The organism is Naasia sp. SYSU D00948 (assembly GCF_017916515.1).
Classification (GTDB): domain Bacteria; phylum Actinomycetota; class Actinomycetes; order Actinomycetales; family Microbacteriaceae; genus Naasia.
Genome location: NZ_JAFMTA010000001.1, coordinates 2,784,379 through 2,801,824 on the forward strand (window position 1 = coordinate 2,784,379; position 17,446 = coordinate 2,801,824).

At 72.6% G+C, this 17,446-nt stretch carries 15 protein-coding genes and 1 pseudogene; 8 read left to right on the plus strand and 8 right to left on the minus strand.

Annotated elements, in window-relative coordinates:
- Positions 1 to 60 precede the first annotated feature (60 nt).
- Positions 61 to 1,770: a maltose alpha-D-glucosyltransferase gene (treS, locus tag J3P30_RS13030; protein WP_307807505.1), complete on the minus strand. Its 1,710-nt coding sequence runs from the start codon at positions 1,768 to 1,770 to the stop codon at positions 61 to 63.
- Positions 1,771 to 1,871: 101 nt separating this feature from the next.
- Between treS and J3P30_RS13035 the strand changes: the two are divergent.
- A pseudogene (locus tag J3P30_RS13035) lies at positions 1,872 to 2,768 on the plus strand (alpha/beta fold hydrolase); the annotation flags it as partial.
- A 30-nt stretch (positions 2,769 to 2,798) separates the two neighbouring features.
- Positions 2,799 to 3,929 carry a glycosyltransferase family 1 protein gene (locus tag J3P30_RS13040; RefSeq protein WP_210482006.1) on the plus strand — a complete coding sequence of 377 codons (1,131 nt, stop codon included), beginning with the start codon at positions 2,799 to 2,801 and terminating at the stop codon, positions 3,927 to 3,929.
- On the opposite strand, the gene J3P30_RS13045 is transcribed toward J3P30_RS13040, so the two are convergent.
- Genes J3P30_RS13045 through J3P30_RS13055 form a run of 3 tightly spaced genes read right to left on the minus strand, consistent with a single transcriptional unit; the run spans position 3,898 to position 5,843 of the window.
- Positions 3,898 to 4,374 carry a YbaK/EbsC family protein gene (locus tag J3P30_RS13045; protein WP_210481438.1) on the minus strand — a complete coding sequence of 159 codons (477 nt, stop codon included), beginning with the start codon at positions 4,372 to 4,374 and terminating at the stop codon, positions 3,898 to 3,900. The genes J3P30_RS13040 and J3P30_RS13045 overlap by 32 nt on opposite strands.
- A complete protein-coding gene (locus J3P30_RS13050; RefSeq protein ID WP_210481439.1) occupies positions 4,358 to 4,963 on the minus strand; it encodes a histidine phosphatase family protein in 606 nt (201 codons plus the stop codon). The genes J3P30_RS13045 and J3P30_RS13050 overlap by 17 nt, the downstream gene beginning before the upstream one ends.
- A 34-nt stretch (positions 4,964 to 4,997) precedes the next feature.
- Positions 4,998 to 5,843, minus strand: a complete 846-nt coding sequence (locus J3P30_RS13055) for a Sir2 family NAD-dependent protein deacetylase (RefSeq protein ID WP_210481440.1) — start codon at positions 5,841 to 5,843, stop codon at positions 4,998 to 5,000.
- Between the two features lie 47 nt (positions 5,844 to 5,890).
- Here J3P30_RS13055 and J3P30_RS13060 point away from each other — a divergent pair, with 47 nt between their 5' ends.
- The gene (locus J3P30_RS13060; RefSeq protein WP_210481441.1) at positions 5,891 to 6,697 is read left to right on the plus strand and encodes an RNA methyltransferase; all 807 of its coding nucleotides are present in this window, start codon (positions 5,891 to 5,893) and stop codon (positions 6,695 to 6,697) included.
- 67 nt (positions 6,698 to 6,764) lie between these two features.
- Here the strand turns inward: J3P30_RS13060 and J3P30_RS13065 are convergent, their stop codons facing one another.
- Positions 6,765 to 9,308 carry a transglycosylase domain-containing protein gene (locus tag J3P30_RS13065; protein WP_210481442.1) on the minus strand — a complete coding sequence of 848 codons (2,544 nt, stop codon included), beginning with the start codon at positions 9,306 to 9,308 and terminating at the stop codon, positions 6,765 to 6,767.
- A 144-nt stretch (positions 9,309 to 9,452) separates the two neighbouring features.
- Between J3P30_RS13065 and J3P30_RS13070 the strand changes: the two genes are divergently transcribed.
- Positions 9,453 to 10,688, plus strand: coding sequence for a D-alanyl-D-alanine carboxypeptidase family protein (locus J3P30_RS13070; protein WP_210481443.1), 1,236 nt, complete (start codon positions 9,453 to 9,455; stop codon positions 10,686 to 10,688).
- Between the two features lie 25 nt (positions 10,689 to 10,713).
- Here J3P30_RS13070 and J3P30_RS13075 read toward each other — a convergent pair whose 3' ends face one another.
- Positions 10,714 to 11,511 (minus strand): SGNH/GDSL hydrolase family protein, encoded by a 798-nt coding sequence (locus tag J3P30_RS13075; protein ID WP_210481444.1) that lies wholly within the window; start codon positions 11,509 to 11,511, stop codon positions 10,714 to 10,716.
- 155 nt (positions 11,512 to 11,666) lie between these two features.
- Between J3P30_RS13075 and J3P30_RS13080 the strand changes: the two genes are divergently transcribed.
- Both J3P30_RS13080 and J3P30_RS13085 read left to right on the plus strand, forming a co-directional pair.
- Complete coding sequence (locus J3P30_RS13080) at positions 11,667 to 13,433, plus strand: DEAD/DEAH box helicase (RefSeq protein WP_210482007.1); 1,767 nt, start codon at positions 11,667 to 11,669, stop codon at positions 13,431 to 13,433.
- 73 nt (positions 13,434 to 13,506) lie between these two features.
- A complete protein-coding gene (locus J3P30_RS13085) occupies positions 13,507 to 14,343 on the plus strand; it encodes an MSMEG_6728 family protein (RefSeq protein ID WP_210481445.1) in 837 nt (278 codons plus the stop codon).
- Between the two features lie 53 nt (positions 14,344 to 14,396).
- Here J3P30_RS13085 and J3P30_RS13090 read toward each other — a convergent pair whose 3' ends face one another.
- Both J3P30_RS13090 and J3P30_RS13095 read right to left on the minus strand, forming a co-directional pair.
- Entirely contained in the window at positions 14,397 to 15,254 is an 858-nt protein-coding gene (locus tag J3P30_RS13090) for an NAD(P)H-hydrate dehydratase (RefSeq protein ID WP_246852773.1), read from the minus strand.
- Positions 15,244 to 15,978, minus strand: a complete 735-nt coding sequence (locus tag J3P30_RS13095; RefSeq protein WP_210481447.1) for a histidine phosphatase family protein — start codon at positions 15,976 to 15,978, stop codon at positions 15,244 to 15,246. Before J3P30_RS13095 ends, J3P30_RS13090 begins: the two co-directional genes overlap by 11 nt.
- 116 nt (positions 15,979 to 16,094) lie before the next feature.
- On the opposite strand from J3P30_RS13095, the gene J3P30_RS13100 reads away from it, so the two are divergent.
- Positions 16,095 to 17,177 (plus strand): VIT1/CCC1 family protein, encoded by a 1,083-nt coding sequence (locus tag J3P30_RS13100; RefSeq protein ID WP_307807506.1) that lies wholly within the window; start codon positions 16,095 to 16,097, stop codon positions 17,175 to 17,177.
- Positions 17,174 to 17,443: an acylphosphatase gene (locus J3P30_RS13105; protein WP_210481448.1), complete on the plus strand. Its 270-nt coding sequence runs from the start codon at positions 17,174 to 17,176 to the stop codon at positions 17,441 to 17,443. Before J3P30_RS13100 ends, J3P30_RS13105 begins: the two co-directional genes overlap by 4 nt.
- Positions 17,444 to 17,446: the final 3 nt, after the last annotated feature.

A 17,446-nucleotide genomic window follows, 5' to 3' on the forward strand; every position in this document is an offset into this window, starting at 1 on the left:
CCTAGGAAGGGCCTCCGACGGCGTCCGGGAGGCTGCTCGCGCGTCGCGGAGACGCCGTCGTCAGGCGCCGGGGCGGGTGAGCTTCAGCCAGAAGAAGCTCTGCGTGCCGAGCGTCAGGGTGACCGTCCCGTCCTCGCCGACGGTCGGGAACCGGCCGCCGCCGAAGAGATCGGTGAGGCGGGCGCCGGCGAAGTCGGGAAGGTTCACCGTGACCGAGATCGGGTTGTGGGAGAAGCTGAACACGCAGAGGACGTCCTCCGGCTGGTCGCCCATCTGCTGACCGCTGCCGGGGTAGGAGCGGACGAACGCCAGCGCCGACTCGTGGTCGGTCTCCTGCACGTGGAGCTTGCCCAGGCCGAAGGTCGGGTGCGCCTTGCGGACGTGGATCACGTTGCGCACCCAGTGCAGGAGCGACCGCGACTGGGCGAGCTGCGCCTCCACGTTGATCAGCGAGTAGTGGTAGACGAGGGACTGCACCACGGGCAGGTAGAGCTTGCCCGGATCCGCCGTGGAGAATCCGGCGTTGCGGTCGGGCGTCCACTGCATCGGGGTGCGGGACGAGTCCCGGTCGGCGAGCCAGATGTTGTCGCCCATCCCGATCTCGTCGCCGTAGTACAGGAACGGGCTGCCCGGCAGGGAGAAGAGCAGGGCGTGCGCGAGCTCGAGCTCGGCGCGCGAGTTGTCGAGCAGCGGAGCGAGCCGGCGGCGGATGCCGATGTTGGACCGCATGCGCGGGTCGTACGCGTACCAGCCGTACATCGCCTGCCGGTACTCCTCGGACACCATCTCGAGGGTGAGCTCGTCGTGGTTGCGGAGGAACACGCCCCAGGCCGCGCCCTCCGGGACGTCGGTCGTCTCGGAGAGGATCCGCACGAGCTCGGTCGACGTCTGGGAGCGCAGGGAGTAGAAGATGCGCGGCATCACCGGGAAGTCGAACGCCATGTGGCACTCGGGCTCCTCCTCGGTGCCGAAGAACGCCGCGACCTCGCGCGGCCACTGGTTCGCCTCCGCCACGAGCATCCGTCCGGGGTACTCGAGGTCGAGCATCCGGCGGAGCTTCTTGATGAACTCGTGGGTGGGCGGCTCGCCCTCGCCGTTGCCCTCGTCGGACTCGTACAGGTAGGGGATGGCGTCGAGCCGGATGCCGTCGACGCCCAGGTCGAACCAGAACTTGATGATGTCGATGACGGCCTCGTGCACGGCCGGGTTCTCGAAGTTGAGGTCCGGCTGGTGCGAGAAGAACCGGTGGAAGAAGAACTGGCGCCGGACCGGGTCGAACGCCCAGTTCGAGTCCTCGGTGTCGATGAAGATGATCCGGATGTTCTGGTACTTCTCGTCGGTGTCGCTCCAGACGTAGAAGTCGCCGTACGGACCGTCCGGATCCTCCCGGGACGCCTGGAACCAGGGGTGCTGGTCCGAGGTGTGGTTGAGCGGGAAGTCCATGATCACGCGCATGTTGCGCTCGTGCGCCTTGGTGACGAGCTCGCGGAACTCGTCCAGGGTGCCGAACTCGGGCAGCACCTGCTTGAAGTCGGACACGTCGTAGCCGCCGTCGCGCAGCGGCGACTGGTAGAAGGGCGGGAGCCAGAGCGCGTCGACGCCCAGCCACTGCAGATAGTCGAGCTTCGAGATGAGCCCGCCGAGGTCGCCTGTCCCGTCGCCGTTGCTGTCGGCGAAGCACCGCACCATCACTTCGTAGAAGACCGCTCGGCGATACCACTGGGGGTCGAGGGACAGGCCGGGCAGTGTGATCGGTGCAGTGAAGCTCACTCGCAGGTCCCTCCGGCATGGGTTTCGCCTCATCCTACGGTCGGCCGTCCGGCGGCCCGGCGGCCCGGGGCCCCCCTTGCGCCGCCCGTAGACTGTGGCCGATGAAGGTCGTGCCGTCCCCCCATCCCGTGGCGATCGAGGGGCGGCCCGCCGAGATCGAGGTGCTCGGCGCTCGGACCCGGTACTGGGAGTACGGGGCGTCGGCCGAGGACGCCGAGGTGACGCTCGTCGCGGTGCACGGCTTCCGAGGCGATCACCACGGCCTCGAATCGATCGTCGCGTTCCTCTGCCACCGCTCTCCGCGGCTCCGCGTCATCGCGCCCGACCTTCCCGGCTTCGGCGTCTCGGAGCCCCTCGCGGACCGGCCGCACGACATCGACGGCTACGGCGCCTGGCTGTCCGAGTTCCTGGACGCGCTCGGCGTGCGGGGCACGGCCGTGCTGCTCGGCCACTCGTTCGGCACGATCGTCGTCTCGGCGGCGCTCGCCTCCGGGCTCCCGGCGCCGCGCGCGATCCTCGTGAACCCGATCGCCTCGCCCGCGCTGAGCGGTCCGAACGCGATCGGCACCCGGCTCGCGGTCTTCTACTACTGGCTCGGCGCCCGCCTGCCGGAGCGGCCCGGCTTCGCCCTGCTGCGGTGGCGCGCCGTCACGCGCGGCATGAGCGTCACCATGGCGAAGACCCGGGACCGGGCGCTGCGGCGGTGGATCCACAACCAGCACGACCGCTTCTTCGGCGCGTTCGCCAGCAGGGACGTGGTGCTCGAGGCGTTCCGCGCGTCCGTGAGCAACGACGTGAGTCACTTCGCCGAGCGGATCCCGGTGCCGGTGCACCTGCTCGCGGCCGAGAAGGACGACATCACCCCCGTCGCGGACCAGTACCGCCTCAAGGAGCTGTTCCCGCAGGCGACCCTCCAAGTGCTGCCGGGGGTCGGGCACCTCATCCACTACGAGGTGCCCGACGAGGCCGCGCGCGGCGTCGAGCGCGTCCTCCTCGACGGCGGGACGATCCAGGAGCCGGAGCAGCCGGTGGCCTCAGCCGCGGACCGCGGCCCTCGTGTCGTCGTCGACTGCCGGTACGTCCGCGCCGACGGGCGGCACGACGGGATCAGCCGGTACTCCGCCGAGCTCGTGACCGCGCTCGCGCGCCGGATGCCGCTGACGATGCTCATCAGCGATCCGGGTCAGCTGAACCTGCTGCCCGACATGCCGTGGCATCGGGTCTCGCCGCCCACCAGCCCTCTCGAGCCGCTCGTCGCCCGTCAGGTCAACCGCGCGGAACCGGACGTCGTCTTCAGTCCCATGCAGACGATGGGCACCCTGGGCCGCCGCTACCGGCTCGTGCTCACCCTGCACGACCTCATCTACTACCGGCACCGGACGCCGCCGGCCCAGTTCTCCTGGTGGGTACGCACGCTCTGGCGGCTCTACCACCTCGCGTGGTGGCCGCAGCGCGTCCTCCTCAACCGTGCCGAGGCCGTCGTCACCGTGTCGGAGACGACCAAGCGGCTGATCGCCGAGCACCGGCTCACTCGGCGGCCGGTGGTCGTGGTGCCGAACGCCGCGGCGCCCTCGCCGGAGCCGGTTCCCCCGAGGAGCGGACCGGCGCGCAAGACGCTCGTCTACATGGGCACGTTCCTCGGCTACAAGAACGTCGAGACCCTGGTGCGGGCGGTCGCGCTGCTGCCCGGCTACGAGCTGCATCTCATGAGCCGGGTGCGACCCGACGACCGGCAGCGCCTGGAGTCGGTGGCCCCCGGGGCCCGGCTCGTGTTCCACAACGGCGCGAGCGACGAGGAGTACCGCCGGGAGCTGCTCGAGGCGACCGCCCTCGTGTCCGCGTCCCGCGACGAGGGCTTCGGCATCCCGCTGGTGGAGGCCATGAACGTCGGCACGCCGGTCGTCGTCAGCGACATCCCGATCTTCCGCGAGGTGGGCGGCGACGTCGCGCTGTACGCCGATCCGGACGACCCGGCCGCGTTCGCGGACGCGATCCGCCGGCTGGAGAAGCCGGGGGAGTGGGCCGCCCGCTCTGCGGCCTCCCTCGAGCGAGCGGCGGTCTACAGCTGGGACGCGTCCGCCGAGGTGCTCGCGGACCTGCTGCTAAAGCTCGCCGCAGAGTCGCCGCTCAGGCGACCCCGACGACCTCGCCGCCGGTGAGCTCCACGAGCCGATCGGGCGTGATCGGGAACACCGCTGTCGCGGTGCCGGCGGCCGCCCAGAGCAGCTCGTGCCGCAGCAGCGCCTCGTCGACCAGGGTCCGCAGCGGCCGCGGGTGACCGAGCGGCGGAACGCCGCCGATGCTGTAGCCGGTGGCCTCCTTCACCGTCGCCGCGTCCGCCTTGCCGACCCTGCCGCCCAGGACGTCCCCGAGGCGGGACACGTCGACCCGGTTGGATCCGGACGCGAGCACGAGGAGCGGCGTCGGCTCCGCTCCAGGCGCGGTGAGCGTGAACACGAGGCTCTTGACGATGGTCTCGACGGGCACGCCGAGGGCCGCGGCCGCCTCCGCCGCCGTGTGGGCGCGGTCCGGCGTCTCCTGGACGGCGCCGTCCTCGCCGAGCTCGATCAGCGTCCGGCGGAACCGCTCAGCCAGCGGATGCATCGCTCGCCACCTCGAGCACCGGCTCGCTCCAGGGGCGCCCGTTGAACTCGACGAGCCCGATCTCGCCGTCCCGGTACGCGAACCGATGCGCGGACCCGTTGGGGATCAGCTGCCCGGCCTCCGGCCACACGTGGCTGGTGGCGTCGCGGACGAGCGTCCCGATGACGCCGCCGTGACTGACGACGAGCACCGACTGGCCGGGATGCTCCTCGGCGAGCGCGACGAGCGCCGGCCGGACCCGCTCGAGCACCATCTCGGGCGTCTCCCGGCCCGGCACGTTCCCGTGGTAGCGCTCCTCGGCCTCCGCGCCGGTCAGCCCCTCCGCCTGGCCGTAGTGGCGCTCACGCAGCTCCGGAACGAGCTCGACCGTGTCGATGCCGAGCTCGCGGGCGATGATCTCCGCCGTCTCGCGGGCCCGGACGAGCGGACTCGACACGATGGCGTCCCACCGCTCCTCGGCGAGCAGTCGCCCCGCCTCCCGCGCCTGCTCCCGCCCGGTGTCGTTGAGGGGGATGTCGCTCGACCCCTGGATCCGGCGGGCGAGGTTCCAGTCCGTCTGGCCGTGGCGGACGAGGACGAGGTGGGTCACGGGGGCTCCGGGGGCGCAGGGACGGGGTCGGGGCTCAGCCGAGCAGACGCGAGGACAGGGCCTCCAGCGTCTCCGACGTGCCGGCATCCAGCTTAACGCTCGCCTTCCGGTCGCCCTTCGTCTCGCCGCGGTTCACGATCACGACGGGCAGCCGGCGGCGCCGGGCGAGATCGAGGAGGCGCACGCCCGAGTTCACCGCGAGCGAGGAGCCGGCGATGAGCAGCGCATCCGCACGCCGGATGAGGGCGCTGGCCTCGGCGAACTTCTCGGCAGGGACGAACTCGCCGAAGAAGACGACCTCCGGCTTCAGCATCCCTCCGCACACCGAGCAGTCCGGGACGGCGAAGTCGTCGACGCCCACGACCTCGGCGTCGCCGTCCGGGTTGATCACGACCGACTCCGGCCGCTCCAGCCACGGGTTCGCCGCCTCGATGCGCTCCGCGATGCTGCTCCGAGCGAAGGTCTGCCCGCACTCGAGGCAGCGCACGAGGTCCACCGTCCCGTGCAGGTCCACCACGTGCTGCGATCCCGCCTTGAGGTGCAGGCCGTCCACGTTCTGGGTGATGACGCCGTTCACGACGCCGGCGGACTCGAGCTCCGCGAGCACCCGGTGGCCTCGGTTGGGCTGGGCGGCGTCGAACACCCGCCAGCCGAGATGGCTGCCCGCCCAGTAGCGGCGCCGGAACTCGGGCCCGGAGAGGAACTGCTGCACCGTCATCGGCGTGCGCTTCGGCGCGCCGGCCCCGCGGTAGTCCGGGATGCCGGAGTCCGTGCTCATCCCCGCCCCGGTCAGCACCGCGACCGTGCGCCCGCGCAGGAGGGCGGCAGCCTCGTCGAGCTCGGCGGCGGACGGAGCATCGCGGGGCGCTAGCGTGGACATGGACCTCCCTGCGACAAGAGTAGACAGGGGGGCGGGGAAGGCCGGACATGCGGGTGGTGCCCATCGAGGGGCTCGACCGACCGGAGCTGCAGGACTTCACCCGGCTCACGGACGTGAACCTCCGCCGCCTCCGGGAGCCGGCCGGCGGTCTCTACCTGGCGGAGTCGACGAAGGTCATCGAGCGGGCGGTGGGCGCAGGACACCGGCCGCGGGCGGTGCTGTCGCGCGAGGCCTGGCTCCCGGAGCTCGAGCGCATCCTGGCGGCGTTCCCCGATGTCCCCGCGTTCGTCGGCGAGGACGAGGTGCTCCAGGAGCTGACGGGCTTCCACCTCCACCGGGGCGCCATCGCGTCGATGCACCGGCCGGCGCTGCCGGATCCGGCGGACCTCCTGCGCGATGCCCGCCTCGTCGTGGTGCTCGAGGACATCGTCGACCACACGAACGTCGGGGCGATCTTCCGGGCGGCCGCGGGGATCGGCGCCGACGCGGTCCTCGTCACCCCGCGCTGCGCGGACCCGCTGTACCGGCGCAGCGTCCGCGTGAGCATGGGGACTGTGCTGCAGGTGCCCTGGACCCGCCTGCCGGAGTGGCGGGACGCCGCCCCGCTGCTGCACGGGCTGGGGTTCACGATCGCGGCTCTCGCCCTTGCGGATGACGCGGTGCCGCTGGACCGCTACGCGGCGCAGCGGCCCGACCGGGTGGCGCTGGTGCTCGGCTCCGAGGGCGACGGGCTGAGCCGGGACGCGCTGCGGGCGGCCGACACGGTCGTCACGATCCCCATGCGGCACGGCGTCGACTCCCTCAACGTCGCCGCCGCCAGCGCGGTCGCGCTCTGGGCGCTGCGGCCCGCCTGAGCGGGACGGGAGCGGGCGCGGCTCCGAGCGGTGCGAGGGTGCCGGAACGCGTCCGGCACCCTCCCGCTCAGCAGCTCGGCTTCGCGACCGTGACCGTGATGACCGTGTCGGGGCGCGCGGCGGTACCGGGAGGCGGGTCCTGCCCGACCGGCTTGCCGTCGAGGTTCGCGTCGACGACGCACCTCTCCTGCACGCCCGCGAAGCCTGCGGCGTTGAGGGCGGCCTGCGAGTCGGCGAACGTGTTGAGTCCTGCGACCGCGTCGGGGACCGTCCGCAGCGAGCCGTTGCTCGTGAACACCCGGACGAGCTCACCGGCGGGGGCGGATCCCGAGGGGCTCGTGCCGATCACGGTGCCGGCCGGCTTGTCGGAGTCCTGCTGCCCGCCGTCCTCGAACTCGAAGCCGGCGTTCTCGATCTTCTCGCGGGCCTCCTCGAGGCTCAGGCCGACGACGTTCGGGATGCCGTAGGTCCTGCCCGTGAGGACCCGACCGGACGGGCTCGCGAACGCCTCGCCGCCCCATTTGTCGGCCGCGACGTTCATGATGCGCGGCCAGATGAGGTGCCGGAGGGTGGCCGCCTGGCCGGCCGGCAGGCGCGTGTTGCGGAGGTTGACGTGGCCGGTCACGTTGAACACGCCGACCACGGTGGTCGCCGTGCTCGAGCCGCCCATCATCCACGTCGCCCACGCGTCGTCGGTCGTGCCCGTCTTGCTGAACATCGGCACGTCGCTGTTGATCCGGCTCGCCGACGGCGCACCCGTGCCCGCACGGAACGCCTGCTGGAGGGCGAGGGTCGCACCGGCCGCGACGTTCGGGTCGATGGCCTGGTTGCAGGTGATCGGCGGGATCGGCACGTCGCTGCCGTCCTTGGCGACGATCCGCTCGATGCCGATCGGCACGCAGTAGTTGCCGCCCGCCGCGATCGCGGCATACGCCGCGGCCATCGTCAGGGGCGCGATCTCGTTGGTCCCGAGGACCGTGGTGGGGTACTTCTCGAGCTCGCGACCGTCGGCGCGGTGCACCCCGAGCGCCGCCGCGGTGTTGCGGATGTCGCAGAGGTCGAGCTCCTTCGCCATGGCGAGGTAGCCCGTGTTGTAGGAGTTCACCGTGTTGACGAGGGCGGTCCACATGCCGCCCTCCTCGCCGCCGTCGTTCTTCGGGTTCCAGCCGCGCTCGGCGATCACCGTGCCGCCCTCGCAGGAGTCGCGGAACGCGCCCCAGTTGTCGCGGCGTCGCGCGTCGACGGCCTCGTTGAGGCCGTGGCCCTGCTTGAGCCACTCGAGGAGCGTGAAGACCTTGTACGTCGAGCCGGGCTGGAACCCGCTCGAACCGCCGTACTCGCGGTCGGTGTTGTAGTTGACCGCGGTGGCGTTCGGGTTGTTCTGCAGGACGGCGGGGTCGTCCGAGTAGTCCTTGTTCTGCGCCATCGCGAGGATGCGCCCCGTGCCGGGCTGCACCGTCACGGCCACGCCGCCGATGTTGACCCCGTCCCACGACTTGGGCACGGTGTCGCTGATGGCGGAGAACGCGGCGTTCTGCAGCTCCATGTCGAGCGTGGTGTAGACGTCGTAGCCCGCGCGGACGAAGTTGCGCCAGCGGGTCTCCTCGTCGGGGCCGAAGATCTCGTTGTTCTTGAAGATGTTGGTGACGTAGTCGCAGAAGAAGCCCGCGCCCGCGTCAGCGCCGGCGCAGCCGACCTCGGGCTGGGTGATGCGGGGCTCGACGGGAGCGGCGACCGCGGCCTCGTACTCCTGCTGCGTGATCATCTTCTCGTCGAGCATCTTGTCGAGGATGTAGTCGCGCCGGACCTTGTTCGCCGCGTAGCCGTTGGCGGCGCCGTTCGTCGTGCTGTCCGGGTAGTCCAGCCGGAACTTCTCGGGGTTGTTGACGATCGCCATCAGGCTCGCCGCCTGCGGCAGCGTCATGTCCCGTGCGTTGACGCCGAAGTAGTAGTTGGACGCCGCCTCGACGCCGTAGACCCGCCCGCCGAACGCGACGATGTTGAGGTAGCCGAGGAGGATCTGGTCCTTCGTGTACTTCTTCTCGAGCTCGAGGGCGTAGCGCATCTCGCGGAGCTTGCGCGCCTCGGAGACCTCGGTCGCCTTGTCGAACGCCGCGTCGATCTCCTCCTGGGTGCTCGCATCCCGGATGAAGTTCTGGATGTTGACGTTCTTGACGTACTGCTGCGTGATGGAGGAGCCGCCCTGGACGCTCCGGCCCAGCGCGTTGTTGATGACGGCGCGGATGGTGCCCTGCAGGTCGATGCCGCCGTGGTCGTAGAAGCGAGGGTCCTCGCCCGCGACGAGGGCGTCCTTCGCGTACAGCGACACGCTCTCCCACGGCACCTCGACGCGGTTCTGGTCGTAGAACTGCGCGAGGAGGTAGGGCGTCCCGTCCGGGTTGTTCGCGTAGATGTTGGTCCGCTGCGCCAGGTCGCCGATCTCGAGGTACGCCGGAAGCTCCTCGAAGATGCCGATGGTGTCGGCGGCGGCGACACTCGACACGGCGATCGCCGGAGTGACGGCGGCGGTCGCGAGGACGCCCGCCGCGGCACTCATGCCGACGAAGCCGAGGAGAGCGGCGAACTTGCTCGGGATGCGCGATGAAGGCAAGAGGAAGGCCCTTTCCGCCGACAGGATACGTGACGACGGAGAAGGAACCGGCCCGCGTCGCCGGATCGTGATGGAACGGGTGCGCGGTCCGGACGGCCGCCGCGTCTGCCCGGGATGCGGGCCGCGCGCACGTATCCTGAGCGCGTGTCGAAGCGCCCCCTGACGCGGAAGCAGGTGTTCCGCCGGCGGAGGATCGCCGTCTTCGGCACCCTCGCCGTGGTGGCCGGCGCGGCGGTCTACGTGCCGGCGGCGGCCGCGGCGGAGATCCCGGAGGCCGTCGCCGCGATCAGCGCTCCCGCCGTCGCGCCCCAGCCGGCCGCGGTGCCCGACTTCCCGGAGTACGGGCGCGGCGCGATCGGCGCCGTGGGGTTCGAGGGGGTGCTCGCTGCGAGCGGCGAGCAGGGGCCGTTCCCGATGGCGAGCATCACCAAGGTCGTCACCGCCCTCGTGGTCCTCGACGCCAAGCCCCTGGCCGCCGGCGAGCAGGGCCCGGCCATCGAGTTCACCCAGGCCGACATCGAGGCCTACAACGAGGTGCTCGCGCAGAACGGATCGCTCCAGCCGGTGCGGCCGGGACTGGTGCTGACCCAGCGGCAGGTGCTGGAGACCGTCCTGATCCCCTCCGCGAACAACTACGCGATCTCGCTCGCCCGCTGGGCGTACGGATCCGTCGACGGCTATCTCGCGGCCGCGCGCGCCTGGCTCGACGCGCACGGGCTCGAGGACACCACGGTCGTCGACACCAACGGGCTCTCCGCCGGGAACACGAGCACCCCGGCGGACCTGGTGGAGCTCGGCAAGCTCGCCCTGGCCCAGCCCGCTCTCGCCGAGATCGTCGCCCTGTCGGCCTCGTCCGCGCCCGGCGTGGGCGAGTTCGCGAGCACCAACAAGCTCCTCGGCACGGACGGCGTCGACGGGATCAAGACGGGGACGACCGAGGAGGCCGGCGCGTGCCTGCTCTTCTCGACCGACGTGCAGGTGGGGTCCTCGACCGTCACCCTCGTCGGCGTGATCCTCGGCGCGCCGACCCACCCCGTGCTGAATCAGGCGGTGCTCGCTCTGCTCGACAGCGTGGCTCCCGGCTTCCACGAGGTGACGCTCGCGACCGCCGGCGACGAGTACGCGCGCTACACGACCGAGTGGGGCGAGAGCGCGGACGCCGTCGCCGCCGAGAGCGCCACGGTGCTCACCTGGTCCGACACACCGGTCACCGCCTCGGTGACGACCGACCCCGTCGAGGAGGCCCGGGAGGGCACGCAGGTCGGACGCGCCGAGTTCCACGTCGGGGATCGGACCATCAGCGTGCCGCTCACGCTCGACGAGACGATCGACGCCCCGGATCTCTGGTGGCGGGTCACCAACCCGCCCTGGGCCCGCTGACGCCGTCGGCGCACGTCGTGCGGGACTAGAGGGCCGGACCCCGCGGGCCGGCGGGGAACGGCGCCGCCTCCGGCCGCTTCGGCGCGATGTCGTCACCGGAGGACACCCGGCGGATGCGCCGGATCACCCACGGGACGAAGTACTCCCGCGCCCAGACGAGGTCCTCGGTCCGCGCCCGGCGCCAGGTCCGCGGCGGCAGCGGCTCCGGGCTCCTCGGCTGCAGGTCGTTCGGCACGCCGAGGGTGTCGAGCACCATGCGGGCGACCGTGTGGTGGCCGAGCGGCGCCATGTGCAGGCGATCCGCCGCCCACATCTGCGGATCCTGGAGCTCGGTGAGCGCCCACTGGTCGGCGACGAGCGCGTCGTGGCGCACGGCGACGCGTCGGATGTTCTCGTTGAAGATCGCGATGCGCCCGCGGAGCCGACCGAACACGGGGGAGAAGCGGACGTCGACGCCCGTGAACAGGACGATGGTCGCCCCGGTCGCGGACAGCCGGGAGACGGCCTCGTCCAGGCGCTCCTCGATCACGTCGGGGTCCCCGCCGGGGCGGATGACGTCGTTGCCGCCCGCCGACAGGGTGATGAGGTCCGGCTGCAGCGCGATCGCCCGCTCGACCTGCTCGTCCAGGACCTGGCGGATGAGCTTGCCGCGGACCGCGAGATTCGCATAAGCGAAGTCGTCCACCGAGGACGAGAGCACCTCCGCGACCCGGTCCGCCCATCCGCGGTGGCCACCGGGGCTGTCCGGCTCCGGGTCGCCGATGCCCTCGGTGAAGGAATCGCCGAGGGCCACGTACCGGCGCCAGGGATGCGCTTCCGTCATCGATCCGCCTCCGTCCGCTTTCGGGGAACGATCCCATTCTGCAACCCGCCGGTGACACGCCGGGGGCCGGGCGTGTCCGATGCCCTTCGGTAACATTCGATCGAGTGAGCACTCCGCATCTCTTCGACCCGGTCCGGGGCACGAGCGCAGCGGAGATGGGCCCCACCGGCTGGCCGGGGGGACTGAGCCCCTCCTTCCCCGACCGTGCCGCGTGGGGCACCGCCCCGAAGCTGCGGGCCTGGCAGCAGGAGGCGCTCGCCGCCTACTTCGAGCGCGAGCCGAAGGACTTCCTCGCCGCCGCGACCCCGGGCGCCGGCAAGACGACGTTCGCCCTTCGCCTCGCGAAGGAGCTCCTCGGCCGCCGCACGATCGACCGGGTCATGGTGGTCGCCCCGACCGAGCACCTCAAGCGCCAGTGGGCCGAGGCCGCCGAGCGGGTCGCGATCCACCTCGACCCGACGTTCCGGAACAAGGACCGCTGGTTCGGCCGCCACTTCCACGGCGTCGCCGTGACCTACGCGCAGGTCGTCGCGGACGCGCCGCTGCACCGGCGGCTGACGGAGGCGGCGAAGACCCTCGTGATCCTCGACGAGGTGCACCACGGCGGTGACGCGCTGAGCTGGGGCGATGCCATCCGCGAGGCGTACGAGCCCGCGACCCGGCGCCTCTCGCTGAGCGGGACGCCGTTCCGGTCCGACACCGCCCCCATCCCCTTCGTGGACTACGTCCGGGACGAGACCGGGGGCCGCGTCTCCCGGACCGACTACAACTACGGCTACGACCGCGCGCTCGTGGACGGCGTCGTCCGGCCCGTCATGTTCATGGTCTACGCCGGGTCGATGCGCTGGCGCACCACCGCCGGCGAGGAGATGGAGGCGAAGCTCGGCGAGGGCAACACGAAGGACATCACGTCGCAGGCCTGGCGGACCGCGCTGGACCCGGCGGGCGACTGGATCCCCTCCGTGCTGCGCGCGGCCGACCAGAGGCTGACGGAGGTCCGGAAGGGAGTGCCCGACGCCGGCGGCCTCGTCATCGCGACCGACCAGTTCGCGGCTCGGGCGTACGCGCGCATCCTGGAGGACATCGCCGGCGAGGAGGTGACGGTCGTCCTCTCCGACGAGAAGGCGGCCTCCGAGCGCATCGCGGAGTTCGCGGCCAACGAGAAGCGCTGGATGGTCGCCGTCCGGATGGTGTCCGAAGGCGTCGACATCCCCCGGCTCGCCGTGGGCGTCTACGCGACGTCGGCGTCCACGCCGCTGTTCTTCGCACAGGCCATCGGCCGCTTCGTCCGCGCCCGGCGGCGCGGCGAGACGGCCTCGGTGTTCCTGCCCAACGTCCCGGGCCTCATGGCGCTCGCGAACGCGATGGACGTGCAGCGGGAGCACGCCCTCGACCGGCCGCGGAACGAGGACGAGAACGGGCTCGACGAGGACGCGCTCACCGCCGCGAACCGCGAGGAGAAGGCGCCGGACGGGCTGCAGCAGGAGTTCGCGTTCCAGGCGATCGGCTCCGACGCCACCTTCGACCGGGTCGTGTACGAGGGCGGCGAGTTCGGCTTCGAGGCCGAGATCGGCAGCGACGAGGAGCTGGACTTCATCGGCATCCCGGGCCTGCTCGAGCCCGAGCAGGTGCGCGAGCTGCTGCTGCACCGCCAGTCCCGGCAGGAGAAGCGCCGCAAGGGCAAGCCCGCGGAGGTCCCGCGTCCCGCCGACGAGCCGGCGCCGATGTACCGGAACCTCAAGGAGCAGCGCAGCCTCCTCAACAGCCTCGTCGGCCTGTGGTCGAAGCAGACGGGGGAGTCGCACGCGATGATCCACGCGGAGCTGCGGCGCACGTGCGGCGGCCCGGCCGTCGCGCAGGCCAGCGTGACGCAGCTCCAGTCACGGATCGAGCTGCTGCGCAAGCGCATGGGTGGACACTGATCCCATGGCCTGCCTCGTCCTGCCGGTGATCCCGCGTCCGCAGCCGCCGGCGAGCCGGCCGGAGGGCTGACCGATGCAGACGTTCCTCCCGTATCCGTCCTTCACGGAGAGCTCGGCCGTGCTCGATTCGCCGCGGCTCGGCAAGCAGCGCGTCGAGACGCTGCAGATCCTGCGGGCGGTGCTCCTGCCGAGCTACGGCTGGCAGCCGCACCCCGTCACCCGGATGTGGCGCGGGTACCTCCCCGCGCTCACCGTCTACGGGCTGGCGAACGTCGACGCCTGGGTGCAGCGGGGCCACGCCGACAGCACGCGGGAGCTGATCGCCGAGTTCGCTCCCGACGTCGTCGGGCGGACGCAGGAGGAGCTCGCCGAGCGCGGGATGCTGCCGCCCTGGATCGGGAACGAGGAGATCCACCGCAGCCACCGGTCGAACCTCATCCGCAAGGACCCCGACTTCTACGGTCCGCTGTTCCCCGGCACGCCTCCCGACCTCGACTACGTGTGGCCGGAGCCGGGGGAGCGGGCGGCCGCGCCCGACGGCCGGCCGCTGTGGATCGTGCGGCCGCGGAGCGCGAGCGAGTCCGAGGAGTGGCTCGACGAGGGGATCGTCGGGATCTGGGACCGGTCGCCCGTGGGACGCGACACCGCGAACTGGCGGGCCCAGCTCGCGCTGTTCGTCGAGGCGCTCGAGCCGGGGACCGAGGTCGCGACCCTCGTCGGGAACTCGCCGGTGCTGCATCGCGCCCGCATCACCGGTGACGCGCAGATGCGGCAGCTCGAGTCCGGCGCCGTCCTGCTCGTCCGGCCCGCCGAGTACAGCGGGACGCTCGCGCGCGCCGACTTCACGGTGCCCGCGGTGCTGCAGGATCCCCGCTCGCTCTTTCCCGCGCCGCTCGCGGACGGGCGGTGAACGGAGCCGAGGTGCGGGCCCGCTGATCGCAGCCCGGGAAGCGAGGGCGCCGGTCAGCGCAGCTCGGTGAGCAGGGCGGGCAGCTCGTCGAGCAGCTCCCGGGCGAGGAAGCCGAGGGGCCCGATCCGCGCCGAGAGCCGGTCGCCCGCCGCCGCGTGCAGGTAGGTGCCCCAGCACGCGGCCTGCTCCGCCGAGGCCCCGCGAGCCCATACGCCGGCCACCGCACCGGCCAGCACGTCGCCGCTGCCGGAGGTCGCGAGTCCCTCGTGCCCCGTGGTGATGCGCCAGCGCCGGCCGCCGGGCTCCGCTACCGAGCTGAGGCAGCTCACGACCGCGCCGTAGCGGTCGGCGAGCTCGGCGGCGTCCTCCTCGGGATCCCCGGGATCCCGGCCGAGCAGGAACGCCGCCTCGGTCCCGTTCGGGGTGAGCACGAGGCGCCCGGCGAGCCGCTCGACGACCTGCGGCTCGTGCGCGAGCGGCCCCAGGGCGTACGCGTCGAGGAGCACCCGGGTGTCGTCCCCGACGAGCTCGGCCAGCGTCCGGAGCAGCGCGGCGGCCTCGTCGGCGTCGTCGAGGCCGGGCCCGGCGAGGACGCATCCCGCGGACGCGATGTCGTCCGCGAGCAGGCGGATGCCGTCGCCGCGGACGGTCCCGCTCCCGGTCTCGGCGAGGCCCACCACGCCGGCTTCCGGCACGGTGACCGCGACGGCGGGCGCCACGGTCTCCGCGATGCCGAGGGTGAGGCGCCCGGCGCCGACCCGCAGGGCGGCGACCCCGGCCAGGAGGGCGGCCCCGGGGGTCTTCCGCGCCCCGCCGATCACGAGGACGTCGCCTCTCTGCTGCTTGGTGCTCGGCGCCGCGGGAAGGGGCCAGTCGCGGAGCGAGGCGGGCGTGACCGGCTCAGCCGACATGGCGCTCCCCGGCATGCTTCGTCACCTCGGCGTCGCGCGTCCGCAGAAAGCCGACGTCGCCGACGACGTCGGACGTCCAGATGCCGGATCCGGAGGGCCGAACGAGGCGGGTGATGGAGCAGTTGGCGACGGGGTTCCGCCGAGCGCCCTCGAGCAGCGTCCCCTCGTCGATGCGCTCGCACACGTACCGGAAGAGCGTGATGACCGCGTCGTGGCAGACCACCATCACCCGGCGCCCGTCCTCGTCCCGGTCGATGTCGGCCAGCACGGACCGGATGCGCAGGGCGACGTCCGCCCAGGATTCCCCTCCGGGCGGCCGGTAGTAGAGCTTGCCGAGCCAGCGGCGGCGCTCGGCCTCCTCGGGGTGCAGCCGGCGCACGCCCCGCCAGGTGAGGGCGTCCAGGATGCCGAGCTCGCGATCGCGGAGCCGCTCGTCGAAGCGCGGCATGAGGTCCAGGCCCGCCGCACCGGACGCGATCTCCGCGGTCTGCTGGGCCCGGCGGTAGGGGGAGACCCAGAGCGCCTGGGGACGCCGGTCGTCGGGCCAGGTGGCGACGTGGCGGCCAAGGGCCTCGGACTGCTCGCGGCCCGTGTCCGAGAGGACGACATCCGCGTCCCGGGCGGGCACCATCACGCGGTCGGCGCGGCTCCGGTCCGCCTTGTCCGCCGCGACGTTCCCCTCGCTCTGCCCGTGCCGGATCAGAACCAGCTCGACGGCTCCCATGCCCCCGACCCTAGGGCGTGGTTCCCCCGGGTCGCGCGCCGGGCCCCGATCTCGCCGGGGGGCTTGCGCGCCGGCCCCGAAACTCCTCCCCGCCCGCCGCCTGGGAGAATCGAGGGGTGAACCGCGCCTCCCCGCTGACCTCGGAGCCGAGCGCCGCGACCGTGCGGCGGTGGCGCCGCTACCTGGCCGACGAGCAGGCGGAGGCGCAGATCTACCGGGACCTCGCGGTCCGGCGCACGGGCGAGGAGCGGGCGATCCTGCTCGCACTGGCCGACGCGGAGGGGCGGCACGAGGCGCACTGGCGCGAGCTGCTGGGCGACCGGCTGACGAGCGAGCCGCGCGTCGACCTGCGGACCCGGGTGCTCGGCTGGTTCGCCCGCCGCTTCGGGTCGGTGTTCACCCTCGCGCTCATGCAGCGGGCCGAGTCCCGCACCCCGTACGCTGCGGACGACGACGCGACCGACTCGATGGCGGCGGACGAGCGCATCCACGAGGAGGTGGTCCGTGGCCTCGCCGCACGCGGCCGGAGCCGCATCTCGGGGACCTTCCGCGCCGCGGTCTTCGGCGCGAACGACGGCCTCGTGAGCAACCTCGCGCTCGTCCTCGGCGTCGGCGCGACCGGGGTGGCGCCGCAGACCGTCCTGTTCACCGGGCTCGCGGGCCTGCTCGCCGGCGCGCTGTCGATGGCCGCCGGGGAGTACGTGTCCGTGCACTCGCAGCGGGAGCTGCTGGCGGGGTCCCGGCCGAGCCCGGAGGCGCGGCACGCGATCGCGGATCTCGATGTCAACGAGAACGAGCTGGCGCTCGTCTACCGGGCGCGCGGGATGAGCGAGGAGGACGCCCACCGCCGGGCCGAGTCGGTGCTCGGGGGCCGCGAGCCCCTGGGGTCGGTGGAGTCCGGGGTGGACGAGCACGAGGCGCTCGGCACAGCCCGGGGAGCGGCGCTCTCGAGCTTCGCGTTCTTCGCGTCCGGGGCGCTGATCCCGGTGCTGCCGTGGCTGTTCGGGATGAGCGGCATCCCGGCGATCCTGCTGGCGGCCGCGCTCGTCGGCCTCGCGCTGCTCGGCACCGGAACGGTGATCGGCCTGCTGTCCGGGACCTCGCTGCTGAGCCGGGCTCTGCGCCAGCTGCTGATCGGCTACGGCGCCGCCGCCGTGACGTTCGTGCTCGGGCTGCTGTTCGGGACGACGGTGGCATGACGGTCGCGCGACGGGCCCTGGTGAGCGGGCGGGTGCAGGGCGTCGGGTTCCGCTACTCGTGCATCGAGGAGGCGCGCCGGATCGGCGTGGCCGGCTGGGTCCGCAACCTCGCCGACGGGCGCGTCGAGGCGCACCTCGAGGGCGAGGCCGCCGCGGTGGACGCCCTGGTCTCGTGGCTGCACGAGGGTCCGCCCTTCGCCCGCGTCGACTCCGTCGAGGTGCGGGACACCGAGCCGATCGGGGCGACGTCCTTCGGTCTCGCCTGAACG